The following is a 25,437-nucleotide window of genomic DNA, read 5'->3' on the forward strand; positions in this document are numbered from 1 at the left end:
GATTACTATCCCCTATGAAATGCTTTTGATGACTGAATCAAGCAAGGTTGATTCTAAATGATACTTTCCAGAAATCAAAAAAAAGACATTCTGTCCATCCTTTTCGGCGCGATGGCCGAGTCGGATCGGAAAATCCTAAAACTTGATCATAATTCCGATACTGATCAAGGGATAGTATTTCACCTTTCCCCCGATCGACGTAGACTCGATGTAATTGGAATTGTAGACGGGAGCGGGATTGCTCGGAGTTGTTATTCCGGTTAGCGGATTGGTCACGGCGTCCCTGGAATAAGCTCCGAAGTTATTGAATGTTTGACTGATCTGATTTCTATTTCCGAAAAAGTTGATGAGTTCTATATACGTGTTCACGTAACCCCATTGATAATTCATAAAACGATCGATACGAATATCAAGCTGATGAAAGTCGGGCCATCTTCCCGAGTTATAGTAGTCAGCGTATTTCGGATTGTATAAATTGATTCCCGTGGAAGCGATCGCCGCGGCCTTGTTCGAACCTACGATCGGAGTGATCGGAACGTTCGTAAGATACGTGTACTTACTTCCGATCTGCCAACTCTGACCGAACTTCCAAGCGAACACGATATTGAGAATATGCGTTCTATCGTAATCGTATAACAGCAGTTTGTCGTTATCCACGAGCAATTCGAACTTTCCGTCGTCGTAGTAGTTGAGATAATTTCCGCCCTCGTGCCATTGATACTGAAGTTTATGACCTCGATTGTCTTTTGTTCTTTGTTTTTCCTCGTCATCGGTGAGTTGAGGTTGGTGGTTGTTTCTTTTTGAAACGGAATTGGTGTACGAAATCCAACCGAAGAATCTTCTCGCCGAACCTTGATTCGCTTTTAGAAAAAACTCAACACCTCTGGAAAAACCGTCTCTTGAATTCGAATAATTCATACTTCGGATGACGTAAGGATTTTTTTCAACGTCGGCCGTATGATTTACGATGTCCCTCTTTTCGTTGTTCGGTTGATAGGGATCTTGAACGTAAGAATCCGGCGTTACAAGATTGGAATACTGATTGTGAAAACCTTCCACCTTGATGATATAATCGGAGGAGACTCGTTGTTCGATTCCCACGGAAGAATGAATCGAATGTTCCATCTTCAGATTCGGATTTCCCGATCTCGCGGAATACTGTTCGATCTGCAACGGAGCGTTGTAGTGTTCTCCCGTTCCCGCCAAAAATTTCGTACCCGTCTTGAGAATTTCATATTCCGCTCTTCCGCGAAACGCGTCCCTCTTCTCATGCACCTTATCGTAGTAGTCGTGTCTATAACCCGGAAGAATGCTGAAACCGCCGATCTTAAATTCCAGTTCGGCAAAACCGGCGATCTCTCTCGTATGGATATGATCCCCTTCGATCAAAGCTCGGAACTGACGATTGGAATCCAAAAGACTGTTGAAAAAGTCCAGAAACGTGGCGTTCGAGGATTTGATGTCCTCGCCTTGCAGTTGAATCGTCTTTTCCCTGAGTTGTCCTCCGAATCGAAACGTTAGATGTCTTTCAATCAAAGTGACTCTCGTATTATTTTCCAAAAAGTTAATATTCTGAGTGGTGACGTTCTGAAGACCGAAGATCAATTCCGCGGTCAACGGATTGTTGAAGTTCACTTCGAAATTCTCTCGAAAGTAATTGTTCGAAAGGGATACCGAGGTTTCGAACCAGGATTTATTATTGTACGTATAACGAAGACCGCTCGTTCGAAACAAACGTTCCAAACCTACGGGAGGACGACCGGACGCGGCTTCCTGCAAAGTGGAAAGACCTAAGAATTCTTTTTTACTGTTTTCGAAATCGTCCTGGGCTTTCGTATATTTCTGTTTATCTTTGGCCCCGAAAAGAAGAACATTGAACGTATGATTGTTTCCAGGTTTCCAATTGAACTTGGCTTGATAATCCTCGTAGTCGGCGTATTTCGCGTCCTGAGGAATTCCTTCCGGATACAACTTCAACATCGTAACGTTCGGATAGGATTTTCTCGCGGAAACGATCGCGTATATATTTTCGGAGATTTTATTCTGATGATAAACGTCGGAAAGAAACGTGTTCAAATTCAGGACTGAGAAAGTTTTAGCGACCACGTCCGGGGTGCGAATATCGATTATACCGCCCGTAGCAAAACCAAATTGCACCGGAAAGGCGCCCGAGTAAATATTAAACGACTTTATAATATTATTATTTAGTACCGAAGATTGATCTCCCAGGTGATACGGATAAGTCATCGGAAAACCGTCCAGATAATAACCGTTGGCGAGTGTTCCGCCTCCGCGCATCACCAAAAAACCGCGTTCGCTGTTCGAATACGGATTCGAGTTCCCGACGCTGTTCACCAAATTGTTAAACGAAGAAGAAGACAAACCGATCGGAGGAACCGCCGCGATTCCGGGAAGGGTTTGAATGGCCTTTAGCGCGTCGTTCTGAGCGCCGGGCAATCTTCGAATCTCTTCCTGATTCAAGGTATATCTCGAAAGAGATTCCAAATCCTTATCGCCGTAGACGTTGATCTCGCCGGGAACGGGTTTACGGACGAAAAGAAATTTTTTCTGGCCGTCGTATTCCACGGTCACGGTTTTTTTAAAAACCTTTTCGGAAGTCATGATTCTCAGATTGTAAGTTCCCGGAGCGGGAAAAACGACCTTCACCGAACCTTCTCCGTTTGTGATGAGATACTTTCCGATTTCCTGAAATACGACCGGGGTGTTTGAAACAGCGTTATTCCCGGTTTCATCGGTGATCACAACCTCGACTTGCAACGGTTTTTGCGCGAACAAGGGAGAATGGAAAAAGAAAACAAAAGTCCAAGAAAGAATCAAAAACAACGTCGATGTGAATGGAGCCGATTCTTTCATATTCTTCCCGAATGGTTCAAAAAATAGGGAAGGACTCGTTTTTCAATCTATAAATTCCTTCGGAAAACGCTTCCAAAACGCAATCCGGTCAAAATCTCGAAGATCGAAAGAAATTTTTCCAGGCCGAATCTCCGAGGTAGGAAATTTAATATTGACATTTTATTTCAATTAGTTTGATATAAAACTATATATTTCCTATGAACCTACTCAATTTTTTATCCGTATTTTTCTTTCAGTTCAAAATGCTTTTGCAATGGCCCGTCTATTGGCGTTGTGGAGGAAGAGTTTTACGAATCTCGGAAGACTTTCGGGAAATGAAGGTCAAACTTCCGCTCAATCGCAAAACAAGAGGATTGATGGGAACCCATTTCGGAGGTTCTCTCTATCCGTTTGTGGACCCGATTCCATTGTTTTTACTCAAACACAATCTGGGAGATCCGTATCTTTTATGGGACACGGACGGTTCCATACGTTATGTGAAAGCGACATCACAAGACGTTTTCGCGGACATCAAAATTCCGTCGGAAAAAATCCGAAAGATCAAGGAAGAATGCGACCAGAAGAAAAAGACGAATTTCGACATAGACATCGACGTCCTTGAAGGAAACGGAACTCTGATCGCGCAGGTTCGCAAGACGATCTACGTTCGCAAAAAACCGGACTTCTCCAAAAGAAACGTGTCGATCCCCAAAAAATAAAACGATCCACACGTTCTCAATATTCTAAATTTAGAATATTATACTTTGGCTCGAATGCCGAATTCTTTTTTCCAGTAAACCGTTCCGAAAAGCGCGAAACCGATCAGACAAAAAATTCCCTGTGGAAACTGCAGAAGGAAAAAATATCCCAAGGAAAACATTCCGAAAAACAACGCAACCGTCCCGAGAATCCAAAGAACGATTCTTTCCTGAAATTCCTTCAACTTTTCCTTGCTGTCCTGCCCTTTCCAAAATCCGAACGGTTCGACCCTTTTTACAAAGGCGTCTAACGTTTCCTGCGGAACGGGAGGAGTCAACAGAGTGACTACGATCGATACGATCACGGAACCGATCGCAACCCAGAACAAAAGATATTCCGATCGGACGTCCGGAAACATCGGATATAAGATCAAAGAAAGAATCAACGCGGTGATCATTCCCGAAAGTTCCGTCCATGCGTTGGTTCTCCACCAAACCCATCTGAGAATCTGAGGCAAACCCATCCCCGATGCGAACGCTAAAAGGAATTTCCACGCGCTCGCAATCGATTGAATCTGAGTCGCGACGATGATCGCGATGATCGACATCAGAACGACCGCAATCCGACTCACTCTCACCAAAGTTTTATCGTCCGCGCTCGGATGTAAAAATCTAAGATAAAAATCGTTCACGAGGTAACTCGCGCCCCAGTTGATATGCGTATCGGCCGTCGACATAAATGCCGCCATTAAACTCGCAAATACGATTCCCAAAACTCCGCTCGGAAGAATGAGCTTCATCAATACGGGATAACCCATCTCGCGATCACCCGCAACGAGTTGTCCTTCCGAAAAATATCTCGTAGGATCGTGCAATGGAAAGACGACTAACGTGACGAGCGCGGTCAAAACCCAAGGCCAGGTTCTGACCATAAAGTTGGCGACGTTGAACCAAAGGGAACCTTTCTCCGCTTCCTTCGGATTTTTTGCGGTGTGAATTCTTTGTGCGAGATAACCGGAACCGTCCGAATAATACTGGGCCCACCATTGAACGGAAACGAATATTAGAAAAACTGAAAACGGCAACGAGGCGTCCTGAAAGTCCGGCCAAAAACTCAAAATCGATTCGTGTTTGTCCGGATAAACTTCCTCCATCTTCGTGAGAAGACCGGAAATTCCTCCCTGACTGGAAACCGCATAAAAAGCGAATAGGATCGCGCCGCCCATCCCCAAAGCGAACTGAACCAGATCGGTAAGAATCACACCTTGAATCCCGCCCATACTGCTGTAGATCACGACCACTAAAAATAGAATCAAAACCGTGATCGTATTATTCAAAGAATCGAATATTAGAAAAGAAGGCCATACGCTTTGAACGATCGAAAAAGCGTCGGCGCCGATCAGATCCTTCCAATCCAAAAACGGACCGGTGATCTTGGACATCGCCTTAAAAACCCATCCGAGTACAATCGAATTTACTAATATACTCAAGTAGAACGCTTTGACCATTCTAAGGATCATGGCCGGTTTGCCGCCGTATCGAAGTTCGACGAACTCCACGTCGGTGAGAACTTCCATTCTCCTCCATTTACCCGCAAAAAAAACGGTCATGGCCATATAACCGATCGCCCAACTCCACCAAAACCAGTTCGCCGAAATTCCATCCGCCGCGACAAAACCCGTGATCACAAGAGGAGTATCCGCGGCGAAGGTAGTCGCAACCATCGAAGTCCCGAGCCACCACCATGGAAGTTTACGATCGGCTACAAAATAAGAAACGAGACTTTTGCCCGCTTTCGGAGAAAGCAGAACTCCCGCGCCGAACGCAAAGAGGAGATACAAGGAAAGAATGGACCAATCGAGGATACTGAACATATTTTCTTCTTTCGTCAGTTTTAAAGCCTTTCCTAAGAACGAAACCCTCTTTCCAAAATCGGAGAATCAAAATCGAATTCTCTTGATCCCCCGTCCCGAAAGAAAAACATGACTCTCAAGGTTATGGCAAACATCATCGTTCAAAAATACGGCGGAACTTCCGTGGGAACCCCGGAAAGAATCCAGAACGTTGCAAAAAGAATCAAGTCTTACCACGACAAAGGACAACAAGTCGCAGTCGTGGTTTCCGCGATGGGACATACCACGGACGAACTCGTGGATCTCGCGGCTAAAATTTCATCGAACCCTCCTAAACGGGAAATGGACATGCTCCTTTCCACGGGAGAACAAATTTCCACAGCCCTTCTCGCCATGGCTCTTTGGGAAATCGGAGTTCCGGCAACTTCCTTTACGGGCTCTCAAATCAAATTATTAACGGACGGAAACTTCTCCAATGCGAAGATCATGGAGATCGATCGTTCCCGAATCGATTCCGCATTCAAAGAAGGAAAGGTAGTCATCATCGCGGGATTTCAAGGAATCGACGCGGAAGAAAACATCACAACTTTGGGAAGAGGCGGTTCCGATACTTCCGCTGTCGCAGTCGCGGCGGTTCTCGGCGCGAAAGAATGTGAAATTTATACGGACGTCGACGGAGTTTATACCGCCGATCCGAGAGTCGTACCGAACGCAAAAAAACATACGCAGATCACTTACGAAGAAATGCTCGAACTCGCGAGTTTAGGCGCGGGTGTTCTTCATTCCAGAAGCGTTGAATTGGGAATGAACTACGACGTGGTCATTCACGTTCGTTCCAGCTTCAACGAAAACGTCGGAACGCTTGTAGTGAGCGAGGATAAAATCATGGAAAAATTAAAAGTAAGCGGAGTCACCGCAAAAAGCGATCAAGCAAGAATCACCATCGCGGGTGTTCCCGACAAACCGGGATTAGCCGCCGGACTTTTCGGCGAATTGAGCTCTAAACATATTCTTGTCGATATGATCGTACAATCCTCTCCGCATAACGGAATCAATACGATCTCCTTTACCATTCCTAAAAAGGACGTCCTCGAAGCGAAACCGATCCTTCAGGGATTCTCAAAGGCGCATAACGCGAAAGAGCCCGAGATCAACGAAAGTATCGCGATCGTTTCCGCGGTCGGAGTGGGAATGAAATCTCACGTGGGAGTTGCGGCGGGAATGTTCAAAGCCCTCGCGGATAACGGAATCAACATCGAGATGATTTCCACTTCCGAAATTAAAATCTCCTGTGTGATCCCCGAAGATCAGGCGAAGGTTGCGATCAACAAGATCCACGACGTATTCGGCCTTTCCGCATAACCGAACAATACAGCTTGTGACAAAAAAAGACCGGACCTCCAAACGGAGCCGGTCTTTGTTATTTTAGAAATCCGGAACATTCTAAATTTTGAATCTATTTTTCCAAAGTTATCGCAACGGAAATCATTCCTCTTTCGGAGTTCGAATTGCGGCGATCAACTGCAACAAAACGAAAAACCAATGCATTCCCGTAGTTCCGTAACCCATCGGAATACTTCCCGAAACGATAAAACTTTTCCAAAAAAGTAAATTAGCGGTTCCCATTGTCATATGCGCCGCCATAGCGGTCAAATGCCAGATTCGTTCGGGTTTTGCGCGGAACAAATGAAATCCGAGAATAAAAGCCAGACCGTGCGCTTCGAAAAAGCCGATTCCTAAAAACTCTTGTCCCTTTAAAATTCGACCTTCCGGGCCAAACCCATAATAGATCCCTAATATATCGAGCACAAAGAAACCTACCGTGGAAGCGATCATCAAAACGATCCCGTTCGTTCGTAAGATCAACCTGCGTGTGGAAACTGTCATAGTACCTCCGAGTATTCGTAAAAAGGGAACTCGTGCGCGTGAATTCTTTCGAGTATTTTTATCCGAAAGAAAATTCTTTTAAAGATTCAAATCGATCCGGAATTTTTCTCATCGTCCGTCCACAAAACGGCGAGTAGTTGAAGAAAGACGAACGTCCAGTGCATCCCGGTCGTGATGTAACCCATCGGCAAATTGTGAATGGCGACGAAAATTCCCCACATAAGAATATTAGCTGTTCCTAATAAAGAATGGACTGCGATCGCCACGATATGCCAGGAACGTTTCGGCTCCGCCTTAAACAAAAGAACCGCGAGGATAAACGCGAGTCCGTGAGCCTCGAACGCGCCGACTCCCATAAATTCCTGGCCTTCCAAAACGAATCGGGCCGGTCCTTTGCCGAAAAAGATCCCGAGAATATCGAGAACCAAAAACGCGACGACGGAAGCGATCATAAGCATGATCCCGTTGATTCTTAAAAGCAATTTGCGCGCTGAAAGCGACATGATTTAAAACCTCCAAAGTAGATTGAAGGAAACTCGAAAAGTCTGTTTATTTCATTCTAACTTATCAAAGAATTGGGATCGGACAACCGTTAATCGGGGAAGAATCGGTGAGTACCGCTTTTTTATGCGGGAACTTGGTCTCCATTTTACGATTTCGCTTATCAAATTCGGCTTTGAAACGACTCTTTGTGTTCGGCAAAGCCCCTCCTCAAACTTAAATGAGACATAGAGAAAAATTCTTCGTATCAACGGGAAAATGTTATGAATTTTTTATAAGTTGGCAATATTTTGCTCGAGCTTTTCGTCCCATCCTCTTTTAATCATCTTTTGCTATTTCTTGAGTAACTCCTTCGGAGCATGCAATGAGCATTCGTTTTCGTATTTCACTTTATCTGTCCGTAGTTCTTTTTATAGGATTCTCGGTTTTAGCGGGCTTTAATTCTTATACCGCGTATCAGAATCTTAAAAAAGAAGTGATCAGCGGTTCCGAAGTTACGGCGGAACGCTGGACTTTTGAAGTAAAAGACTATTTAGACACTACGATGGCGTTGATCCGAGGATTTCGTTTTCCTTTGATGTTCGCAACACCGACTCGACCTCAGGTCATCACTTCTCTTCGTGAAATATTAAAGCGAAATGAAAATATTTACGGTGCGAGCGTCGCCTATGAACCGAACGCGTTCGACGGTAAGGACGCTTTGTATAGAAACACGGAAGGCCACGACGGAACCGGAAGATTTCTTCCCTATCTACATCGCGGTAAAACGAAAGAAGAAATCGTACTCGAAGCCTGTAAATTCTACGATAGCACCGGACCCGAAGGAGATTGGTATCAGGTTCCGAAAAGAACGAACGCTCCTTTCGTGACCGATCCGTATTACTACGAAATCGAATCCAAGGTCAACATTCTCATGATCTCATTGATCGTTCCGATCAGCGCCGACGGCCACTACTATGGAATGGCGGGCCTCGATTATCAATTGGAGGAATTGCAGAAACTGATCGGAGATACGAAACCGTTTCGAGATCAAGGTTATGTTGCTCTGATTTCTCCGATGGGAATCTATGCAGTCAACGGTCTTGATAAAACCTTGGTCGGAAAATCGATTCCACAAGAACACATGGAGACCTATCTCAAACTGAGTCAGGAAGGAAAAAAATTCACCGCGGACGCGGAAGGTTATACACATTATCTTTTTCCGTTCCATATCGGAAAGGAAACAAGATTCTGGGTGATGCAAGTTAGCATTCCGAATTCCATTTATAGGGACGATATCATTTCGATTTTACTCAAAAGTTTCGTTACTACGTTAGTCATCTTGGTTATCGTTCTTCTTAGTTTGAATTTTATATTCCAAAAATTGATTACTTCCGGTCTTCTCAAAGCGATCGGTTTTTCCGAAGAGATCGCAAAGGGAAATCTTGTCGCACAAAGTTCTCACGAACAACAAGACGAAATCGGAACCCTTCTCGGTTCTATGAATCAGATGAGGGAGAATCTTCTCAAGGTGGTTCGTGAAATCGGAGCATCCGCTTCCAGACTCAAAGGAACCTCTCAAAAGATGGCCGATTCTTCGAGAAGTTTTTCCGATGTCGCACAAACACAAGCGTCCGCCGCGGAAGAATCTTCGGCGGCCGTCGAAGAACTCGCGGCTTCCGCACAAAACGTCGGGAAGTCCATGGAAAGAGCCGTTTCCAGTATGAAGGAAATCGACGGAAACGTGGTTCGACTCAAGGAACAAATCGCGAACATCAATCGTGAAATGCAGGACCTCGTCCAACTCGCCGCGGAATCCAAAGAACAAGGTGTTACGGGTGAGAATGCGATGGTTGCTTCCACAAGTGCAATGGGTGCGATCGGTGACAGCGCGTCCCGGATCACGGAAATTCTTTCCATCATCACCGAAATTTCGGAGAAGACAAACCTACTCGCGTTGAACGCGGCTATCGAAGCCGCAAGAGCCGGTGAGGCCGGAAAAGGATTTGCGGTGGTTGCCGAAGAAATCGGAAAACTCGCGTCTCAAACTTCTACGAGCGTTCAGGAAATCGGCGCTCTTGTAAACTCCACAAACAACGCCGTATTAAACGGAAACACAAAGGTTTCAGAAGCGTCTAACGTTCTTAAAAAACTCAGAGGACAAGTGGAAGAATTCGATCGTTATGCGAAGAACGTTTTAACGTCCGTGAAAACGCAGGAAGAAAACACGAAAGAAATTTCCCAGAGCGCAAACGAGCTTATGACTTTCAGTTTACAAATCGAAGAAGCGGTTCTCGAACAAAAACGTGCAACCGATGAAATCACAAAGACAATCGTGAGCATTTCCGACGGAACCCAAGAAATCGCCGCTGGTGCGGACGATCTCACGTCATTCTCGGGAAACATGCACGGACAAGCCGAGAACCTCGGGCAATTGATCGGCAAGTTTAAGACAAACTGAAACGGAAGGTCGCGTTCGGAAGCAAAGGAACAGAATCACGTTCGATTCTTAGATTTATAAAACATATCGTAAATTATAATTCTTAGTAGAGCACAAAGCGGAAGACTATTATTTGAATTGATAAGTTTTACATTCTTGTTACAATATCCCTTCCCTATTTGGAAGTAAGAAAGGTGGAAAGGTATGAGTATTCGAGTTCGTATATCGCTTTATTTGTCGGTGGTTTTGTTTATCGGATTCAGCATCCTTGCCGCGATTAATTCCGTCACTTCGTATCAAAATCTTAAATCCGAAGTGGAAAGTAATTCCGCGATCACTTCCGAACGTTGGTCCTTGGAAGTGAAGGACATTCTCGACTCCGCGATGTTTTATGCGAGAGGCTTTCGTTCTCCCTTGATTTTTACTTCCCCTTCCCGAGAACTGTTGATCGTTTCTATGAAGGAAGTCATCGAAAGAAACCCCACCTTCTTCGCTCTTTGGCTTGTCTACGAACCGAATCTCTATGACGGAAAAGACGCCCAATATCGAAACGCTTCCGCGCACGACTCAACCGGGAGATTCGTTCCGTATATCTTTCAATCCGGCGAAAAAGGCAAGGCGCTCATTGAACCTTCCATCAACTACGATAAGACAGACGGAAGCGGAGACTACTATCAGATTCCGAAAAAGAACAACACCTACTTCGTATCCGAACCGTATCTGTATAAAGCGGGCAACCAAGAAGTGATGATGCTTTCGATCGTCGCACCGATCAGCAAGGACGGGTTCTTTCGCGGAGCCTGTGGGATCGACTTAAGAATCGAAGAACTTCAAAAAAAATTCGGAGAAGAAAAACCGTTTCGCGGTCAGGGTTTTATGACTTTGATTTCTCCAAGCGGATTATATGGAGTCAACGGGAAAGATCCTTCTTTGATCGGAAAGAAAATTCCGGACAAAGCCGAACTGGATAATTTTTTAAAATTCGCACACGAAGGAAAGAATTTCACATACAACTCGGAAGGACATACGCACTACTACTTTCCGTTTCACGTAGGAAAGGACAAACGATATTGGGTGATGCAGGTCAGCGTTCCCGATTCCATTTATCAAAGCGAAGTCTTGAGCATTCTTTTCAAAAGTTATATTTCGGCGATTTTGATTTTAATTTCGGTCTTAATTTGTTTGAGTTTTATATTCCAAAAATTGATTACTACCGGACTTCTCAAAGCGATCGGTTTCTCCGAAGAAATCGCAAAGGGAAATCTCGTCGTGGAGAAAACGTATCATCGCTCCGATGAAATCGGAACCCTTCTTCATTCGATGAATCAGATGCGGGAGAATCTCCTCAAGGTCGTTCGTGAAATCGGAGGTTCTGCTCACACTCTCAAAGGAACTTCGGAGAAGATGGCGGATTCTTCGAGAAGTTTTTCCGATGTCGCGCAAACACAAGCGTCCGCCGCGGAAGAATCTTCGGCTGCCGTCGAAGAACTCGCGGCTTCCGCACAAAACGTCGGAAAGTCCATGGAGAAAGCGGTTTCCAGTATGAAAGAAATCGACGGAAACGTAGATCGACTCAAGGAACAAATTGCGAACATCAATCGTGAAATGCAGGATCTAGTTCAACTCGCCGCAGAATCCAAAGAACAAGGTGTGACCGGAGAAAGCGCAATGATCGCTTCGACAAGCGCCATGGCCGCGATCGGTGACAGCGCGTCTCGGATTACGGAAATTCTTTCCATCATCACCGAAATTTCAGAGAAGACAAACTTGCTCGCATTGAACGCCGCGATCGAAGCCGCAAGAGCCGGTGAAGCCGGAAAAGGATTTGCGGTGGTTGCAGAAGAAATCGGAAAACTCGCGTCTCAAACTTCTACGAGCGTTCAGGAAATCGGAGCTCTTGTAAACTCCACAAACAACGCCGTATTAAACGGAAATACGAAAGTGTCAGAAGCGTCTAATGTTCTTAAAAAACTCAGAGAACAAGTCGAAGAATTCGATCGTTATGCGAAGAACGTTCTTACCTCGGTCAAAACTCAGGAAGAAAACACGAAAGAAATTTCCCAGAGCGCAAACGAACTTATGACTTTCAGTTTACAAATCGAAGAAGCCGTTCTCGAACAAAAACGTGCAACCGATGAAATCACAAAAACGATCGTGAGCATTTCCGACGGAACCCAGGAAATCGCCGCGGGTGCGGACGATCTCACGTCATTCTCGGGAAACATGCACGGACAAGCCGAGAACCTCGGTCAATTGGTAGGCAAGTTTAAGACCAACTAAATCCTGAAAAACGGTTGAACCAAGGGATCTTGCTTAGGATCTTACAGATCAAAGGCAATTTAACCCTTGGAGCCGTGCATGAACCGTTCACAACAAACATACGCAAAAACCCTTTTCTTTGCAGGAATGTTTGTGTTCCTATTTCTTCAAAAACCGGTTCAAACCGCCGAATCCTTAAATCGGGTAATCGCCACCGTGGGAACGGTTTCCATTTCGGAACTGGATCTGGACGACGCTGGCGAAAAATACAACCGTCTTCAAAAACATTTAAAACACGAGGATTTCCGTAAATCGCTTAGAACGAGAATCATAGATTTTCTAATCGACCGCGCGATCGTCGACGTGGTTTCCGAAGAAGAATCGATCCAAGTCAACGAACAAAGAGTCGATTCCGAAATCGAAAAAAGAATGGAAGTGATGGGAATCACCAATCGTAAACAATTCGAAAAGTCGATGGAAGCTTCTTCCGGAATGCCTTTCGAACTCTGGGTTACGGAACTTCCGTATCAAATCAAAAAGGGACAACTTCTCCAATTGAAAATCGCGGTTCCTCCTCCGAGCGAAAGCGAGATCAGAACCTGGTACAATCAAAACAAGGACAAGGTAGGATTTGAAATTCGATACCGAATCATTTCGATCGCGCCCGAAAACGATTCGGTCCAAGAAGAAAACAAACTCTATAAAGAAGTTTCCGAAATCAGAAAGTCCGTCGTCGCAGATCCTTCTTCCTTTGCGCTGGTCGCGGGCTCTCCGAGAAACGATCCGGCCTTAAGATCCAGAAGAGGTCTTGTCGAATGGATTTCTTCCTTTGATCTTTACAAATACAGCAAGGTCACCGCTACGATCGCGGCCCCTCTTCCCAACGGCGGAGTTTCCGATGTGTTCCGAGACGAACGTAAGAGATATTGCATACTCAAAATCGAGGGGAAAAGACCGACTCCGATGGAAAACCTACGCGGAGGAATTCAGAACATTCTTTACCGCGACAAGGAAGAAGACACGTTTCACAAATGGTTGAAGGAATCAAGAGCGGAAATTCCGATCCAGATCTTCGACGATTCTTACAGAAAGGAAAATAAAATCCCTCTCAAAGAAGAGACGTTTCACCTGGATTGATTTTGAGTATTACGAGTTCCGAAAGTCAGACCGATACTAAATTCAAGCCATGAAATTTCCGATTTCCCATTCTGCGGTTTTTTTCAATCCGGAAACGGCTTCTCTTTTGAGTTCCTTGTCTTCTGCGGAAAGGGAGAATCTGCTTCTCGTTTCCTTGAAGAAACTTTCGGAAGTTCTCCCCGATTCGAAAGTTTTTTTCAACTCCTGGCCCTTCGATTCAAAACCGAATGCATATGATTTTTTGAATATTCAGATTTTGGAAAACTCTTCCGAGATCGCCTTTCTAAAAAAAGTTTCAGGCGAACTTCCGGCTTCCAGAACCGGAGATCCGGATTGGGACGACGCTTCGTTTTTTTATTTCACCGGACTTTTTCCTTGTTTGGACTCGGACCTAAGCGCCGAGATCTACACAAGACACGATCGATATCTTTCCCAGTATTCTTACAGCGAAAATCTTCCTTCCGGAATCGTACCTACGATTCTTTCGAGAGAATTTACGAATGCGATCCCCGACACGATTCAAAACGGAGCGCAGGAATATCTGAATAAAAACATCAACCATTTCGACGTTGAGATTTTTTATCACGCGCCCGACCTGCGTCAGTACAGACTCGACTTTTCTTTAAAAAACAAAAGATCCTTAAACTTGGTTCGTGGATTTTTAAAATCCAAGGAAGAATGGAAATATTCCGAAATCAAACCTTGGATCGAATCCCATCCGGAAGTTTTTAGAACCGGGCCTTCGTATCTGGAACTCGAAGTTTATCGAGGATGCGAACTCACCTGCGGCTTTTGTCCGAGACAATTCGTTTCCAACGAAAAGGACGGAACGTTTTTATCCCCGGCTCTTTTGGAAAACCTTCTCAAACAACAGGAGGAATCCTTTTCCAACGAGTACAGCGTTTGTTTCGGCGGACTCGGAGAACCTCTTTTGCATCCGGAGTTTACGAAACTCGTATCGACCGCTCTCGATTCTTCCTCGAATCTTCTTCAGGAATTGATGATAGAAACCGCGTTGTATACGGATCTGAATCCTATTTTAAATTTTTTGAATGTGTTAGACCCGGCTTCCAAGGAAAAGATCACTTGGATCGTAAACCTCACGACCCGCAACCCTGAAAAATACGCGAAACTATACGGCAAAAAAGAATTGGATCGGGTTCTTTCCAATTTGGAAAAGTTGGAAAAAGTTTTTCCTAAGAATCGGATCTTCCTTCAGTTCTTAAAAATTCAAGAAGCCGAAGACGAGGTCGAAACCTGGGTAGACGAAACCGAAAAACAAGGTTACGGAGTTGTCCTTCAAAAATACAATCGTTACGCCGGTTTGATGCCGGAGAAAAGAGTGACCGATCTAACTCCGATCCAAAGAGAATTCTGTTGGCATCTCAATCGGGATCTTTACGTGAATTCGGACGGAAGCGTCTCCGTATGTAAACAAACCCACGGAAAAGAATCCGGAAACCTACATAACGAAACCTTAATACAGATTTGGCAAAAGGGACTTCCCTCCTTTGCGAATTCCTTAAACGGAAAACACGAAACGACGGGCGCTCCCTGTTTGAGTTGCGATGAGTGGTACACATTCAACGCGTAAGATTTACGCGTTTGTCCAAGCTCGAACCGGATCGACCCGACTTCCGGGTAAGGTCTTAAAGGAATTCCCGCCCGATTCCGGCAAAACCCTCATCGATAGAATTCAGGAAAGAATTCGAACCGTCCTACCCGAACAACAAATCGTTTATCTTATACCGGAAGAAGACGAAGAACTGCGTTCCTTTTTGGAAAAAAGAAAGTATCATTGGTTTGCCGGAAATCTTTTGGACGTACGAAAGAGATATTTGGACGCCTCCGAATTTTACAAAGCGGAATCGATCCTGCGTCTTACCGGGGACAATCCGTTTTACGACACTCTTCATTTGGATCAACTTTTACAGACGTTTATCTTTTCGAAATCGGATCTTGCCTACGTAACCGGACTTCCCTTGGGAATGGGCGGGGAAATTTTTACCCGCGAAGCTTTACAATGGGCGCCTAACGTTCTTGAGGAAAGACATAAAGAACACGTAAGTCTTCATATCAAGGAGAATCCGGATCGATTCGGAATTCTTAAAATATCCTCCTTACTTACCGAAAAAGAAAAGGAGATTCTTCCCAAGCTCCGTTTGACCGTGGACGAACCGAAAGATTTCGAGACCACATCCGCAATCTTCCAATCTCTGAACAAAACGAATCCGTTTTTCGGCGCGAAGGAATGTATCGAACTCTACGAAAAAGATCCGAACATTTTTTCGGGAAATCAAGACGTGGAACAGATCCGTTTTCAAACTCCGCAATCCGGTACGGAAAAAAAATCCAGGATCGGTTTTATGGTCGGAAATCCGAAAGAATTCGGAAGCGGTCATTTCGAACGATCCAGAATTCTATTCGCACTTTTGTCGTCGTCTTCGAAAGAAACGATCTGGTTCCGCGATTTTCCAAACGACGGAGAAATCGACCTATTGATCGTCGATTCCAGGGACATTCCGGTTCCCGAATATTCAAAAACCAAGGTTCTCCTTTTGGATCATTTCGGACCGGAAAGAAAAAAATACGGACACTACGATCTGCTTCCTCATCCGGAAAACCGGAACGAATTTTCTTTGGACCAAATTTTGATCGCACCGGCTCTTGGAAACGTGGAACGAAAGACCGATCCGTATATTCTATGTTATGCGGGAAATATCGGCTTCGACTTCACGAAAGAATTGGATTCTTTTCTTTCGAGTTTGATCGCGCGCGAGGAGCAAGAGGACCGTGACCGCAAAGCCCGGGAACGTCTTGGACCGACGCATATCATTCGAGTGGGCGGAGTTCCGACCAACGAGAATTCGATCCGATTTGTTCCTCGTGTTTCCCGCTTCGAGTTCCAAAATCTTTTGGCTTGCTCGTCGGGCTTTGTAGGTTACTTCGGTCAATCCCTCTTCGAGGCCGTCTTCTTGAACAAAAAGGTCTGCACGTTTTCAATCGGGCCGGTTCATTCTTCCCTTTCTTCTCTCTGCGAAAATGAATATGGAATCCCATTTGCCGGAGAATTGGGTTCAAACGATTTCGGAAAAATTTCGAGCCATGATGAGGACGACTTACGTAAATCGTCGGGCTTGCGGTCCGCTTCGTCGGTCGTTGGCGGAAACGGATATTCTCTTTTGCTCCGGAAAATAGAGGAGTTCCTACATTTTCCCTAAAAATTTTTGATTGACCGGGCCGAGCCAGGTCCCAGAAAATAGACCGACCGTCGGTCGGTTTCCTGAATATGGAAAAACAAAATCTAAACAAACAAAAGGGAAAGGAGCGTAAAGAGGACATCCTCGGTTGCGCGAAAAACTTTTTCTTTACCAAGGGCTACGAAAGCACCTCGATCCACGACATCATCGACGAACTCGGAATCGCCAAAGGGACGTTTTACCATCACTTCAACTCAAAAGAAGAATTGCTGATGGAGCTGATCAAAACGCTTTCCGACGAACTTACTCGGAATCTTCTCGAATCGGTAGCGGCGCGAAAACCGAAAAACACATTAGATAAATTGAAACTGATTCACGAACTTCATTTCGATTGGGTTCAACAAAATCCGGAAATGATATTCTTCTTTTTAAAGGCGATTTATCTCCCCGAAAACCTGATCCTCAAATCGAATCTGGAAAAGGAAATGATCAAAAGGGACATCGCTTTTCTTTCCGATCTGATTCGGGAAGGACAACAGGACGGATCATTCTCGAATCAGATGCCTCCCGTATTTTTAGCGGAAATGATCGTGGCGATGGGCAACGTTCAAAACGAAAAGTTCGCGCTTTACATGTTGGGATTGAACGATACCGATCCGGATCTGATTTTCGAAAACGAAAAAAATTCACACGACCTATTCTCATCCATACTCGGGATCAAAGTGCCGATCGAATTTCCGTTTCCAAAAGAGGAAATGATCGCCGCCGCGGAAAACCTTCGGAAGTTTTCCCGAGAATTTGAAAAACAACAATCGAATAAAAACAACGCGAAACGGAATCCTCTAAAGTCTTCAAACTCTAAAGGAGGAAAGGCAAAATAGAAATTCATTTTGGAATTTATTTTTTGACCGATTTGTTATGTGTTTTTTTTCATTCATTCCCGTTCCCACCTTCGTTATGTCGTCCGGAATCTCGCGTTATATAGATTCTCAGATTGAAATCAAAAAGGAAAGAATGCTTTCGATCCGTGCGTGGATCATAGAATGTTTTCCCGAAATTCTGGAATCGATGGACCAGAAAATTCCCACGTATCATCTGAACGAAAACTGGATCGCGTTCGGCGCCCACAAGAATTCGATCTCGATTCATATCTGCAAATCGGTTCCGTTGACCGAAATAAGAAAGAAATTTCCAAGCCTTATCGATTCCAAATTCCGTTTTACGATTCGAGACGAAGACCCGATTCCTTGGAAGGAAATTCAAAGTTCGATCCGATCCGTTCTAAAATCTAAAACGAAGTCCTTAAACGGAAAGGGAAGAATGCCGATTCAAAGAAATTCTCCCTCTAAAAAAAGCGCTTTGAGACAAAATACTCGTTCGTTTAAAAACTAGGCCGAGGGTCAATTTTTCGCCGGCGAATGACGGTTCCGTTTGAATCCTCTTGACCCCGGGAAAAAGTAGGAAAACCTGCTTTTTAACGGCCATGAAAAAGCAAATAGGCGATCGCTACGAACCGAAAGAAGTCGAGAGTAAATGGATTTCACTCTGGGAAGAAAAGAAGTCCTTTGTACCGGATCCGAATTCGAAAGAATCTTTCTCCATAGTCATCCCTCCTCCCAACGTTACGGGATCGTTGCATATCGGTCACGCTCTCAATCATACGATTCAGGATATTCTCGTTCGAATCGAACGTAAAAAAGGTAAGTCCACTCTTTGGCTTCCCGGTATGGATCACGCGGGTATCGCCACTCAGATGGTGGTTGAAAGAGAACTCGCCAAAGAAGGAAAAAAGAGAACCGATTTTACGAGAGAAGAATTCGTAAACAAGGTCTGGGAATGGAAAGATCATTCCGGCGGCATGATCACACGCCAACAAAAACTTTTGGGAGAATCCGTAGATTGGTCCAGAGAAAGATTCACGTTCGACGAAGGTCTTTCCAAAGCGGTATTCAAAGTTTTTAAATCCCTTTACGACGAAGGTTTGATCTATCGCGGTGAAAGAATCATCAACTGGTGTCCCGCGTCTCAAACGGCGATCTCCGATCTCGAAGTGGAGTTCAGAGAAACCAAAGGCAAACTCTATCATATCAAATATCCGATTCACGGCAAACCGAATCAGTTCTTAGTCGTGGCGACTACAAGACCCGAAACCATGCTCGGCGACGTCGCGGTTTGTGCGAATCCGGAAGATACACGTTATGCGTCCTTTAAGGATGTGATGTTGGATCTTCCGTTGACGAACAGACAGATTCCTCTGTTGTTCGATTCTTTCGTCGATAAGGAATTCGGTTCCGGTCTTGTTAAGATCACTCCGGCTCACGACGCGAACGACTTCGAGGCGGGTCAAAGACTCGGGCTCAAACCTTTGCTCGTAATGAACCCCGATGGAACGATGAACGAAAACGCGGGCGCTTACAAGGGTCTTGATCGTTTCGACGCCCGCAAAAAGGTAGTGGCCGATCTGGAAGCGAAAGGTCTGATCGAAAAAATCGAAGACCACATGCACGCGGTCGGTCATAACTCGAGAGGTGGTGCGGTGATCGAACCGTATCTTTCGACTCAATGGTTTGTAAAGATCAGACCTCTTGCCGATCTTGCGGTACAAGCGGTTCAAACCGGTCAGGTTGAATTCGTCCCGAGAATGTGGGAAAAAACTTTTTTCGAATGGATGAACAACATTCGAGATTGGTGTATCTCCAGACAACTTTGGTGGGGCCATAGAATTCCCGCATATCATTGTAAAACTTGTAAACACATCGAGGTTTCCGAAACTCCCGTGACCGTTTGTCCTTCCTGCGGTTCCAAAGAAGTGGAACCCGATCCGGACGTGCTCGACACTTGGTTTTCTTCACAGCTCTGGCCTTTTTCCACGATGGGTTGGCCGGATCAAACGGAAGACTTAAAAAAATACTACCCTACTTCCGTTCTCGTGACCGGCTTCGACATCATCTTCTTCTGGGTTTCCAGAATGATCATGATGGGAATGAAGTTCATGCAAGCTCCACCATTTCATAAAGTACTCATACACGGTTTGGTGAGAGACAAGGACGGAAAAAAATTCTCCAAGTCCGTGGGGAACGTGATCGATCCTCTTGTGATGATGGAAAAATACGGAACGGATTCCTTTCGATTCTTCCTAGCGGCTACGCTTCCGGAAGGAAAGGACATTCTTTTCGACGAATCGCGGTTAGACGGTTATCGTTCTTTCTGCAATAAGATCTGGAACTCTTCCCGATTCATTCTTATGAACCTGGAAGAATCTTTTACGCCGACGGGAATCACTCCCGAAATCCAAAAAGATCTCGAACCTATGGATCAGTGGATTCTTTCCAGATTCAATCATTGCTTGGAAGAATACGACAAGGCGCATTCTAAATTCCATTTTTATGAAATGGCCGCGGCGATCTACGAATTCGTTTGGGGAGATTTCTGCGATTGGTATATAGAACTCGTGAAACCGAGAGCGTATGGAAAAGTTTCTCCTCGCTCCGCAGAAGTCGCAAAACAGGTTCTCGCGGACGTGCTCACTCGTGCATTAGGACTTTTGCATCCTTTTATGCCGTTCTTAACCGAAGAAGTTCACTCGGTATTTTCGGATCAATTCATCGCGACAACTCCGTATCCTTCCGCGTATCCGATCGCAAACGACGCGTTAGGCGTTCAGAAGTTGAATCTTCTTCAGGAGATCGTGACAAAAATCCGCGTTATGCGCTCCGAAAACGGAGTTACTCCCGATAAGAAGTGTAAGGCGATCGTAAAATCGGGAGACGATCTTGCAATCTCTTCGATCCGCGAAAACGAAGTTTCTCTTTTACAACTCGCTCGTCTCGAATCGATTCGAATCGAAGAATCTTATGAGATTCAAAAGACGGATTCGGTTTCCCACTTCGCAAAGGGAGAAATCATTCTTCCTCTCGAAGGATTGATCGACGTGGAAAAAGAAAAAGCGCGTCTTGAAAAGGAACTTCAAAAATCCGAAGTCGAAAAGGAAAAACTCGAAGCGAAACTCGCTAACCCGGGTTTTCTTTCGAAAGCCGCTCCCGACGTGGTCGAGAAAGAAAGGGAAAAACTAAAGACTCTCGCAGACAAAGTGGAAGTTCTCAAAAAGGGGATTCAAAATCTTGCAAGCTAAGTTGAAAGTCCTTTTGATCGGTTCCGGCGGAAGAGAAAGCGCAATCGCGTTTCATCTTCGTAATTCAACATTGTTAAGCGAATTGAAGGTTTTTCCGGGAAACGGAGGTTTTCCGGACTCGGAGATTCTTCCCGCGAATTCGTTTAACGTTTTGGACAAACAATCGGTTCAATCGTATCTGAAACAAAATCCTTTCGACTTTATCGTGGTGGGACCGGAAGATCCTTTGGTCGCCGGTTTTGCGGATTGGGCTTCCGAGCTTAAAATCCCCACGTTCGGTCCTGATTCCTATTGCGCTCAAGTGGAAGGTTCCAAGGATTTCGCAAAATCCCTGATGGTGGAAGCGAACGTCCCCACCGCAGAGTATAAAACATTTACGGAATATTCTTCTTCCTTAAAATACCTGGAATCCAAGTCGATTCCGATCGTAATCAAAGCCGACGGTTTGGCCGCGGGCAAAGGTGTGACCGTAGCAACCACCAAAGAAATGGCGGTTAACGCGCTCAAAGAAATCTTCGAGGACAAAAAATTCGGAGAAAGCGGCAATCAAGTGGTCATCGAAGAATTTATGGACGGACAAGAAGCGTCCATCTTCGCAGTTTCGGACGGAGATTCTTACTTTCTTCTACCCGCCGCACAGGATCACAAAAGAGCCTTCGACGGAGATCAAGGACCGAACACCGGAGGAATGGGAGCGTATTGTCCCGCACCGGTAGTCACCGAAACTATATTAGAAAAAGTGAAAGAACGCGTATTCGATCGTATGTTCGAGACTTTCCGCAAAAAAGGGCATCCTTATCGAGGACTTCTTTACGCGGGTTTGATGATTTCTTCGGACGGAGAACCGAGAGTTGTTGAGTTTAACTGCAGATTCGGAGATCCCGAAACACAATGTGTATTAGCTATGTTCGACGGAGATCTATTAGAACTTCTTTATACAGCTTCCACGGGTAAAATCAAAAACGTCAAAGCGGCCGTAAAAAGCGGCGCGGCAACGGTAGTGGTGCTCGCCGCGCAAGGATATCCCGATTCTTACGAAAAAAATATTCCGTTAAATCTTCCGGAAACGCCTGGTCAAAACGTTTATCTTTTTCATGCGGGAACGTTAAAAAAAGATGGAAAAGTTTTTTCATCCGGGGGGAGAATTCTCGGAGTAGTAGCTCAAGGAACCGATCTAAAGAGTTCGGTAAACCAGGCTTATTCCTTCCTGGAAAAAATCCAGGCTCCCAAAACGTTTTATAGAAAAGACATCGGACACAGAGCCCTTTAACCTATGCCATTTTTGATTTCTGGAAATCTGGATCTCGTGGAGAGACATAGCCTCAAGAAAATGGAAAAATTTCTTGGGATCATTCTTTCTCCCGTACAATTTCCCGTAGAACAATACAATCTACTGAGACACGCTCTGCATCGCAACTTGGATCCCGATACGTTGATCCGAAAGATGAATCGTCAGGAACTTCTTTCCTTTATTTACATTCTCACCCAATTCGGGGACGTCGTTCATACGGAAACTCCCGTGGAATATCTGGACGTGGATAAGATTCCTTTGGTGTTGGAATGGCAAAAGGGACAGTTTATGATTCCTTACGAAGTACTGGACCATCTTTCAACTTCTCGAATATTCAAAAATCAGAATTATCTATTCGCGCTCATTCCTTCCCTGCCCGCCAAAGAAAAAAAGGCTTGGGTGGAATGGATCGGCTCCGGTTACGGAAAAACGTTTCCGAGAGAGATCAATCACGAACTTTACTTTCAGTGTAGACATCTTCAAAAACCGTTTCAAGGAAAGTCACTGCTTCGCGAAGAGACGATTCAATTGAATCAACTTTGGCCGAGCGGGAAGAATGAAATCGTGGATTGGTTTCACAAGGGAATCACCCCGTTCTACACCGCGATGAAAGAACTTTCCAGAACGGAAAAAGATCCGTTTTTACTTCACATTCTTGATCTAATCCGCTCCGGAAAATTGATCTTAAAAAAGAACCCCGAAGAATTCAGAAAAAAAGAAGAATATATCTTAGTAGCCACCGTGGAAGGCAACACTCCGCAACTCAGGGACACGGTTTTTTCCTGGGAACAAGAAAGAGAGAATAAAGAAGATTTTCTTTTTCAATGAGTCCGCTCGTATTTATACGTTCGGAACCAATCAAATTCAATTATAAGCAAAGATTATGGAAGTAAAGTCAGCAAAAGAACTTAAAAGAGTCTCCAAAGAATTACAGGAGAATTTTCTCAATCGTTGGAAACTTTTAAACCTCGAACAAGACAAGGATCGTCTTAAGTCCCTCAACGAAAAGGCGGAAGATCCCGACCTCTGGAACAATCCGGAGGAAGCGAGAATCGTAAGTCAGAAAAAGAACGAACTGGAAAAAAAACTCACACCTTGGTTTACGATCCAACAAGATATATTAGATTTTCCTGATTTAGTCGATCTGACCTTGGATGAAAAGGGCGAGAACGGAGTCGGCGAACTTTCCGCGGAATACAACAGACTTCAGGAAAAGTTCGAAGAGCTTGAACTTCTCGGAGCGCTCAAAAATCCGGAGGATTTAAAACCGGCGTTTTTGAACATCCATCCGGGAGCGGGTGGAACCGAAAGTCAGGACTGGGCTGAAATGCTTCTCAGAATGTATATGCGTTATTTCGAGAAGAAAGGATATCAGTATTCTCTAATAGACATCCAAGCGGGAGACGGAGCTGGAATCAAGAACGCCACCTTACACGTGATAGGCGATTTTGCTTTCGGTTTTATGAAAGGGGAGAATGGGGTTCACAGACTCGTTCGTATTTCTCCGTTCGACGCTAACAAAAGAAGACATACATCCTTCGTATCGGTTCACGTAAGTCCGGAAATCGACGACGATATCGATATCAAAATCGAGGACAAGGATCTTCGCGTGGATGTCTATCGCTCCTCGGGCGCGGGTGGTCAGCACGTAAACACTACCGACTCGGCGGTTCGGATCACACACCTTCCAACCGGAATCGTTGTGGCTTGTCAGAATGAAAGATCTCAGATCAAAAACAGGGACACGGCTTTTAAGATGTTAAAAGCGAGACTCTATGAGATGGAACAGGAAAAAGCAAAGGAAGAATTGGAAAAGAAATCCGGAGAGAAAAAGGACATCTCTTGGGGTTCTCAGATCCGAAGTTACGTTTTCCATCCGTACAATCTCGTCAAAGATCATAGAACCGATCACGAAACCGGAAACGTCGCGGCGGTGATGGACGGAGAAATCGAACCGTTCATTCTCGCTTATCTGAAAACTTTATAAAAATCGGACCGAATTTCGAATCGATTCGAGTTTGTTTGAAACATTAAAAAAACAGAATATGTCAGAAACTTCGGGAAAAATCAAATACGGTTGTTTGTGGGGGATGTTGACTCCCTTTCTGACCTTGTTTCTTGCGGTAGGCGTTACGATTTTTGTCCTAAAGGACGATTACGGTCGGGCTCATTCGTTTACCGATTGGACTATACTCGCCGGGAAACATATTCTTTTGTTCGCCGGAATCGTGATTGCGGTTCTGCTCGCGCTGATTCTCGGCCTTTGGTTTGCGATCAAAGATTCCAAACCGATCGAAACGCTGAGAATCTTTTGGCCGGTTCTAATCATTCTCGTTTATTGGATCGCACCGAACTTACTTCCGGGTCCGGTGGACGATTCGATCGTAACCCTCGGAGTCGGGATCTATCAGATTTATCGATACTTTAAGGAACGGAATCAGGAAACCGAAACCGAAACCGAAACCGAAACCGAAACCGAAACCGAAACCGAAACCGAAACCGAAACCGACAAGAACGATTCCGCACCGGGCACTTCAGGTGATGCCTCTTAAACTTCGACAACAACCCGATTCTACTTTAAAAATGAATTATATTCAAAATTTATCATGACTCTCGAAAGAACCTTGTTATGGATCGGATTGGGAGGCGCGCTGGGAAGTGTGTTTCGTTATCTTTTGCAATACGGGTTCGGAAACGTTCTCGGCTTGGCGCTTCCATGGGGAACTTTGACCGCAAATCTGTTCGGTTCTTTTTTGATCGGAATCATCTACGCGATTTTCGATCGTTTTCCAATTTTGGACCCTCAGTGGAAATTCTTTTTAGCCTCGGGTTTTTGCGGAGGTTTTACCACCTTTTCCACATTCTCTTACGAAACCTTACAGATGTTTAAGTCGGGACATTACGGATTATTTTTCGGTTATATCGGACTCAGCGTGATCGGCGGTATCGCGTTGGCGCTCGTAGGCGTTTGGACGGTGAGAAGTTTTTAGAAGGAATGGAGTTCCGACAAAGTCCGCAGTGAAACGAAAAAGCCCCCACCCGAGTTAGGGTGGCGGTGGTGGGCTTGTGGGCAATTCCGAACAAATTCTCCATATCAGAAAATCACAATCTTTACAACTCAAATTCCCTCCCCTATTCGTCGGAACTCCGACAAAAGCTCTCTCGAAAACATTCCATTCTCCTTATATTCGATTCTTCCCTCTTCAC

General features: G+C 44.9%; 19 protein-coding genes. 15 read left to right on the top strand and 4 right to left on the bottom strand.

Features of this window, described 5'->3' with window-relative positions; genetic code table 11:
- Positions 1-135 precede the first annotated feature (135 nt).
- Complete coding sequence (locus CH367_RS09350) at positions 136-2,874, bottom strand: TonB-dependent receptor plug domain-containing protein (protein WP_100762230.1); 2,739 nt, start codon at positions 2,872-2,874, stop codon at positions 136-138.
- 197 nt (positions 2,875-3,071) lie between these two features.
- Here CH367_RS09350 and CH367_RS09355 point away from each other — a divergent pair, with 197 nt between their 5' ends.
- Positions 3,072-3,572 carry a DUF4442 domain-containing protein gene (locus CH367_RS09355; RefSeq protein WP_100762231.1) on the top strand — a complete coding sequence of 167 codons (501 nt, stop codon included), beginning with the start codon at positions 3,072-3,074 and terminating at the stop codon, positions 3,570-3,572.
- A 38-nt stretch (positions 3,573-3,610) separates the two neighbouring features.
- Here the strand turns inward: CH367_RS09355 and CH367_RS09360 are convergent, their stop codons facing one another.
- Positions 3,611-5,425 (bottom strand): sodium:solute symporter family protein, encoded by a 1,815-nt coding sequence (locus CH367_RS09360; protein WP_100762232.1) that lies wholly within the window; start codon positions 5,423-5,425, stop codon positions 3,611-3,613.
- A 123-nt stretch (positions 5,426-5,548) separates the two neighbouring features.
- On the opposite strand from CH367_RS09360, the gene CH367_RS09365 reads away from it, so the two are divergent.
- Positions 5,549-6,766, top strand: a complete 1,218-nt coding sequence (locus CH367_RS09365) for an aspartate kinase (protein ID WP_100762233.1) — start codon at positions 5,549-5,551, stop codon at positions 6,764-6,766.
- Between the two features lie 123 nt (positions 6,767-6,889).
- Here the strand turns inward: CH367_RS09365 and CH367_RS09370 are convergent, their stop codons facing one another.
- Positions 6,890-7,291 (bottom strand): hypothetical protein, encoded by a 402-nt coding sequence (locus CH367_RS09370; protein WP_100762234.1) that lies wholly within the window; start codon positions 7,289-7,291, stop codon positions 6,890-6,892.
- Between the two features lie 86 nt (positions 7,292-7,377).
- On the bottom strand, positions 7,378-7,794 hold the full coding sequence (locus tag CH367_RS09375) for a hypothetical protein (RefSeq protein WP_100762235.1): 417 nt from the start codon (positions 7,792-7,794) through the stop codon (positions 7,378-7,380).
- A 362-nt stretch (positions 7,795-8,156) separates the two neighbouring features.
- Between CH367_RS09375 and CH367_RS09380 the strand changes: the two genes are divergently transcribed.
- The 13 genes from CH367_RS09380 to crcB all read left to right on the top strand — a co-directional run bounded on the left by CH367_RS09380 (position 8,157) and on the right by crcB (position 25,220).
- Positions 8,157-10,232, top strand: coding sequence for a methyl-accepting chemotaxis protein (locus CH367_RS09380; protein ID WP_100762236.1), 2,076 nt, complete (start codon positions 8,157-8,159; stop codon positions 10,230-10,232).
- Between the two features lie 183 nt (positions 10,233-10,415).
- On the top strand, positions 10,416-12,491 hold the full coding sequence (locus CH367_RS09385) for a methyl-accepting chemotaxis protein (protein WP_100762237.1): 2,076 nt from the start codon (positions 10,416-10,418) through the stop codon (positions 12,489-12,491).
- 78 nt (positions 12,492-12,569) lie between these two features.
- Positions 12,570-13,607, top strand: a complete 1,038-nt coding sequence (locus tag CH367_RS09390) for a putative peptidyl-prolyl cis-trans isomerase (protein ID WP_100762238.1) — start codon at positions 12,570-12,572, stop codon at positions 13,605-13,607.
- A gap of 49 nt (positions 13,608-13,656) precedes the next feature.
- Complete coding sequence (locus CH367_RS09395) at positions 13,657-15,201, top strand: spiro-SPASM protein (RefSeq protein ID WP_100762239.1); 1,545 nt, start codon at positions 13,657-13,659, stop codon at positions 15,199-15,201.
- A complete protein-coding gene (locus CH367_RS09400; RefSeq protein ID WP_100762240.1) occupies positions 15,176-16,828 on the top strand; it encodes a cytidylyltransferase domain-containing protein in 1,653 nt (550 codons plus the stop codon). Before CH367_RS09395 ends, CH367_RS09400 begins: the two co-directional genes overlap by 26 nt.
- Before the next feature lie 68 nt (positions 16,829-16,896).
- Positions 16,897-17,688 (top strand): TetR/AcrR family transcriptional regulator, encoded by a 792-nt coding sequence (locus CH367_RS09405; RefSeq protein ID WP_100762241.1) that lies wholly within the window; start codon positions 16,897-16,899, stop codon positions 17,686-17,688.
- A gap of 37 nt (positions 17,689-17,725) precedes the next feature.
- Positions 17,726-18,199 (top strand): DUF1801 domain-containing protein, encoded by a 474-nt coding sequence (locus tag CH367_RS09410; RefSeq protein ID WP_244284532.1) that lies wholly within the window; start codon positions 17,726-17,728, stop codon positions 18,197-18,199.
- 91 nt (positions 18,200-18,290) lie between these two features.
- Entirely contained in the window at positions 18,291-20,939 is a 2,649-nt protein-coding gene (locus tag CH367_RS09415; protein ID WP_100762242.1) for a valine--tRNA ligase, read from the top strand.
- Positions 20,929-22,209 carry a phosphoribosylamine--glycine ligase gene (gene purD / locus CH367_RS09420; protein ID WP_100762243.1) on the top strand — a complete coding sequence of 427 codons (1,281 nt, stop codon included), beginning with the start codon at positions 20,929-20,931 and terminating at the stop codon, positions 22,207-22,209. Before CH367_RS09415 ends, purD begins: the two co-directional genes overlap by 11 nt.
- Before the next feature lie 3 nt (positions 22,210-22,212).
- Complete coding sequence (locus tag CH367_RS09425) at positions 22,213-23,058, top strand: hypothetical protein (protein WP_100762244.1); 846 nt, start codon at positions 22,213-22,215, stop codon at positions 23,056-23,058.
- Between the two features lie 55 nt (positions 23,059-23,113).
- Positions 23,114-24,217, top strand: a complete 1,104-nt coding sequence (gene prfB, locus CH367_RS09430) for a peptide chain release factor 2 (RefSeq protein ID WP_100762245.1) — start codon at positions 23,114-23,116, stop codon at positions 24,215-24,217.
- A gap of 58 nt (positions 24,218-24,275) precedes the next feature.
- Complete coding sequence (locus tag CH367_RS21000; protein ID WP_244284542.1) at positions 24,276-24,782, top strand: hypothetical protein; 507 nt, start codon at positions 24,276-24,278, stop codon at positions 24,780-24,782.
- 54 nt (positions 24,783-24,836) lie between these two features.
- Entirely contained in the window at positions 24,837-25,220 is a 384-nt protein-coding gene (gene crcB, locus CH367_RS09445; protein ID WP_100762246.1) for a fluoride efflux transporter CrcB, read from the top strand.
- Positions 25,221-25,437: the final 217 nt, after the last annotated feature.

The organism is Leptospira barantonii, from assembly GCF_002811925.1.
Taxonomy (GTDB): domain Bacteria; phylum Spirochaetota; class Leptospiria; order Leptospirales; family Leptospiraceae; genus Leptospira; species Leptospira barantonii.

Coding starts and splice junctions, on each gene's coding strand:
- CH367_RS09395 (WP_100762239.1), top strand. CDS start 13,657: ATGAAATTTCCGATTTCCCATTCTGCGGTTTTTTTCAATCCGGAAACG.
- CH367_RS09365 (WP_100762233.1), top strand. CDS start 5,549: ATGGCAAACATCATCGTTCAAAAATACGGCGGAACTTCCGTGGGAACC.
- CH367_RS09355 (WP_100762231.1), top strand. CDS start 3,072: ATGAACCTACTCAATTTTTTATCCGTATTTTTCTTTCAGTTCAAAATG.
- CH367_RS09400 (WP_100762240.1), top strand. CDS start 15,176: ATGAGTGGTACACATTCAACGCGTAAGATTTACGCGTTTGTCCAAGCT.
- CH367_RS09360 (WP_100762232.1), bottom strand. CDS start 5,425: ATGTTCAGTATCCTCGATTGGTCCATTCTTTCCTTGTATCTCCTCTTT.
- CH367_RS09390 (WP_100762238.1), top strand. CDS start 12,570: ATGAACCGTTCACAACAAACATACGCAAAAACCCTTTTCTTTGCAGGA.
- CH367_RS09380 (WP_100762236.1), top strand. CDS start 8,157: ATGAGCATTCGTTTTCGTATTTCACTTTATCTGTCCGTAGTTCTTTTT.
- CH367_RS09410 (WP_244284532.1), top strand. CDS start 17,726: ATGTGTTTTTTTTCATTCATTCCCGTTCCCACCTTCGTTATGTCGTCC.
- CH367_RS21000 (WP_244284542.1), top strand. CDS start 24,276: ATGTCAGAAACTTCGGGAAAAATCAAATACGGTTGTTTGTGGGGGATG.
- CH367_RS09375 (WP_100762235.1), bottom strand. CDS start 7,794: ATGTCGCTTTCAGCGCGCAAATTGCTTTTAAGAATCAACGGGATCATG.
- CH367_RS09415 (WP_100762242.1), top strand. CDS start 18,291: ATGAAAAAGCAAATAGGCGATCGCTACGAACCGAAAGAAGTCGAGAGT.
- CH367_RS09405 (WP_100762241.1), top strand. CDS start 16,897: ATGGAAAAACAAAATCTAAACAAACAAAAGGGAAAGGAGCGTAAAGAG.
- prfB (WP_100762245.1), top strand. CDS start 23,114: ATGGAAGTAAAGTCAGCAAAAGAACTTAAAAGAGTCTCCAAAGAATTA.
- CH367_RS09425 (WP_100762244.1), top strand. CDS start 22,213: ATGCCATTTTTGATTTCTGGAAATCTGGATCTCGTGGAGAGACATAGC.
- crcB (WP_100762246.1), top strand. CDS start 24,837: ATGACTCTCGAAAGAACCTTGTTATGGATCGGATTGGGAGGCGCGCTG.
- CH367_RS09350 (WP_100762230.1), bottom strand. CDS start 2,874: ATGAAAGAATCGGCTCCATTCACATCGACGTTGTTTTTGATTCTTTCT.
- CH367_RS09385 (WP_100762237.1), top strand. CDS start 10,416: ATGAGTATTCGAGTTCGTATATCGCTTTATTTGTCGGTGGTTTTGTTT.
- CH367_RS09370 (WP_100762234.1), bottom strand. CDS start 7,291: ATGACAGTTTCCACACGCAGGTTGATCTTACGAACGAACGGGATCGTT.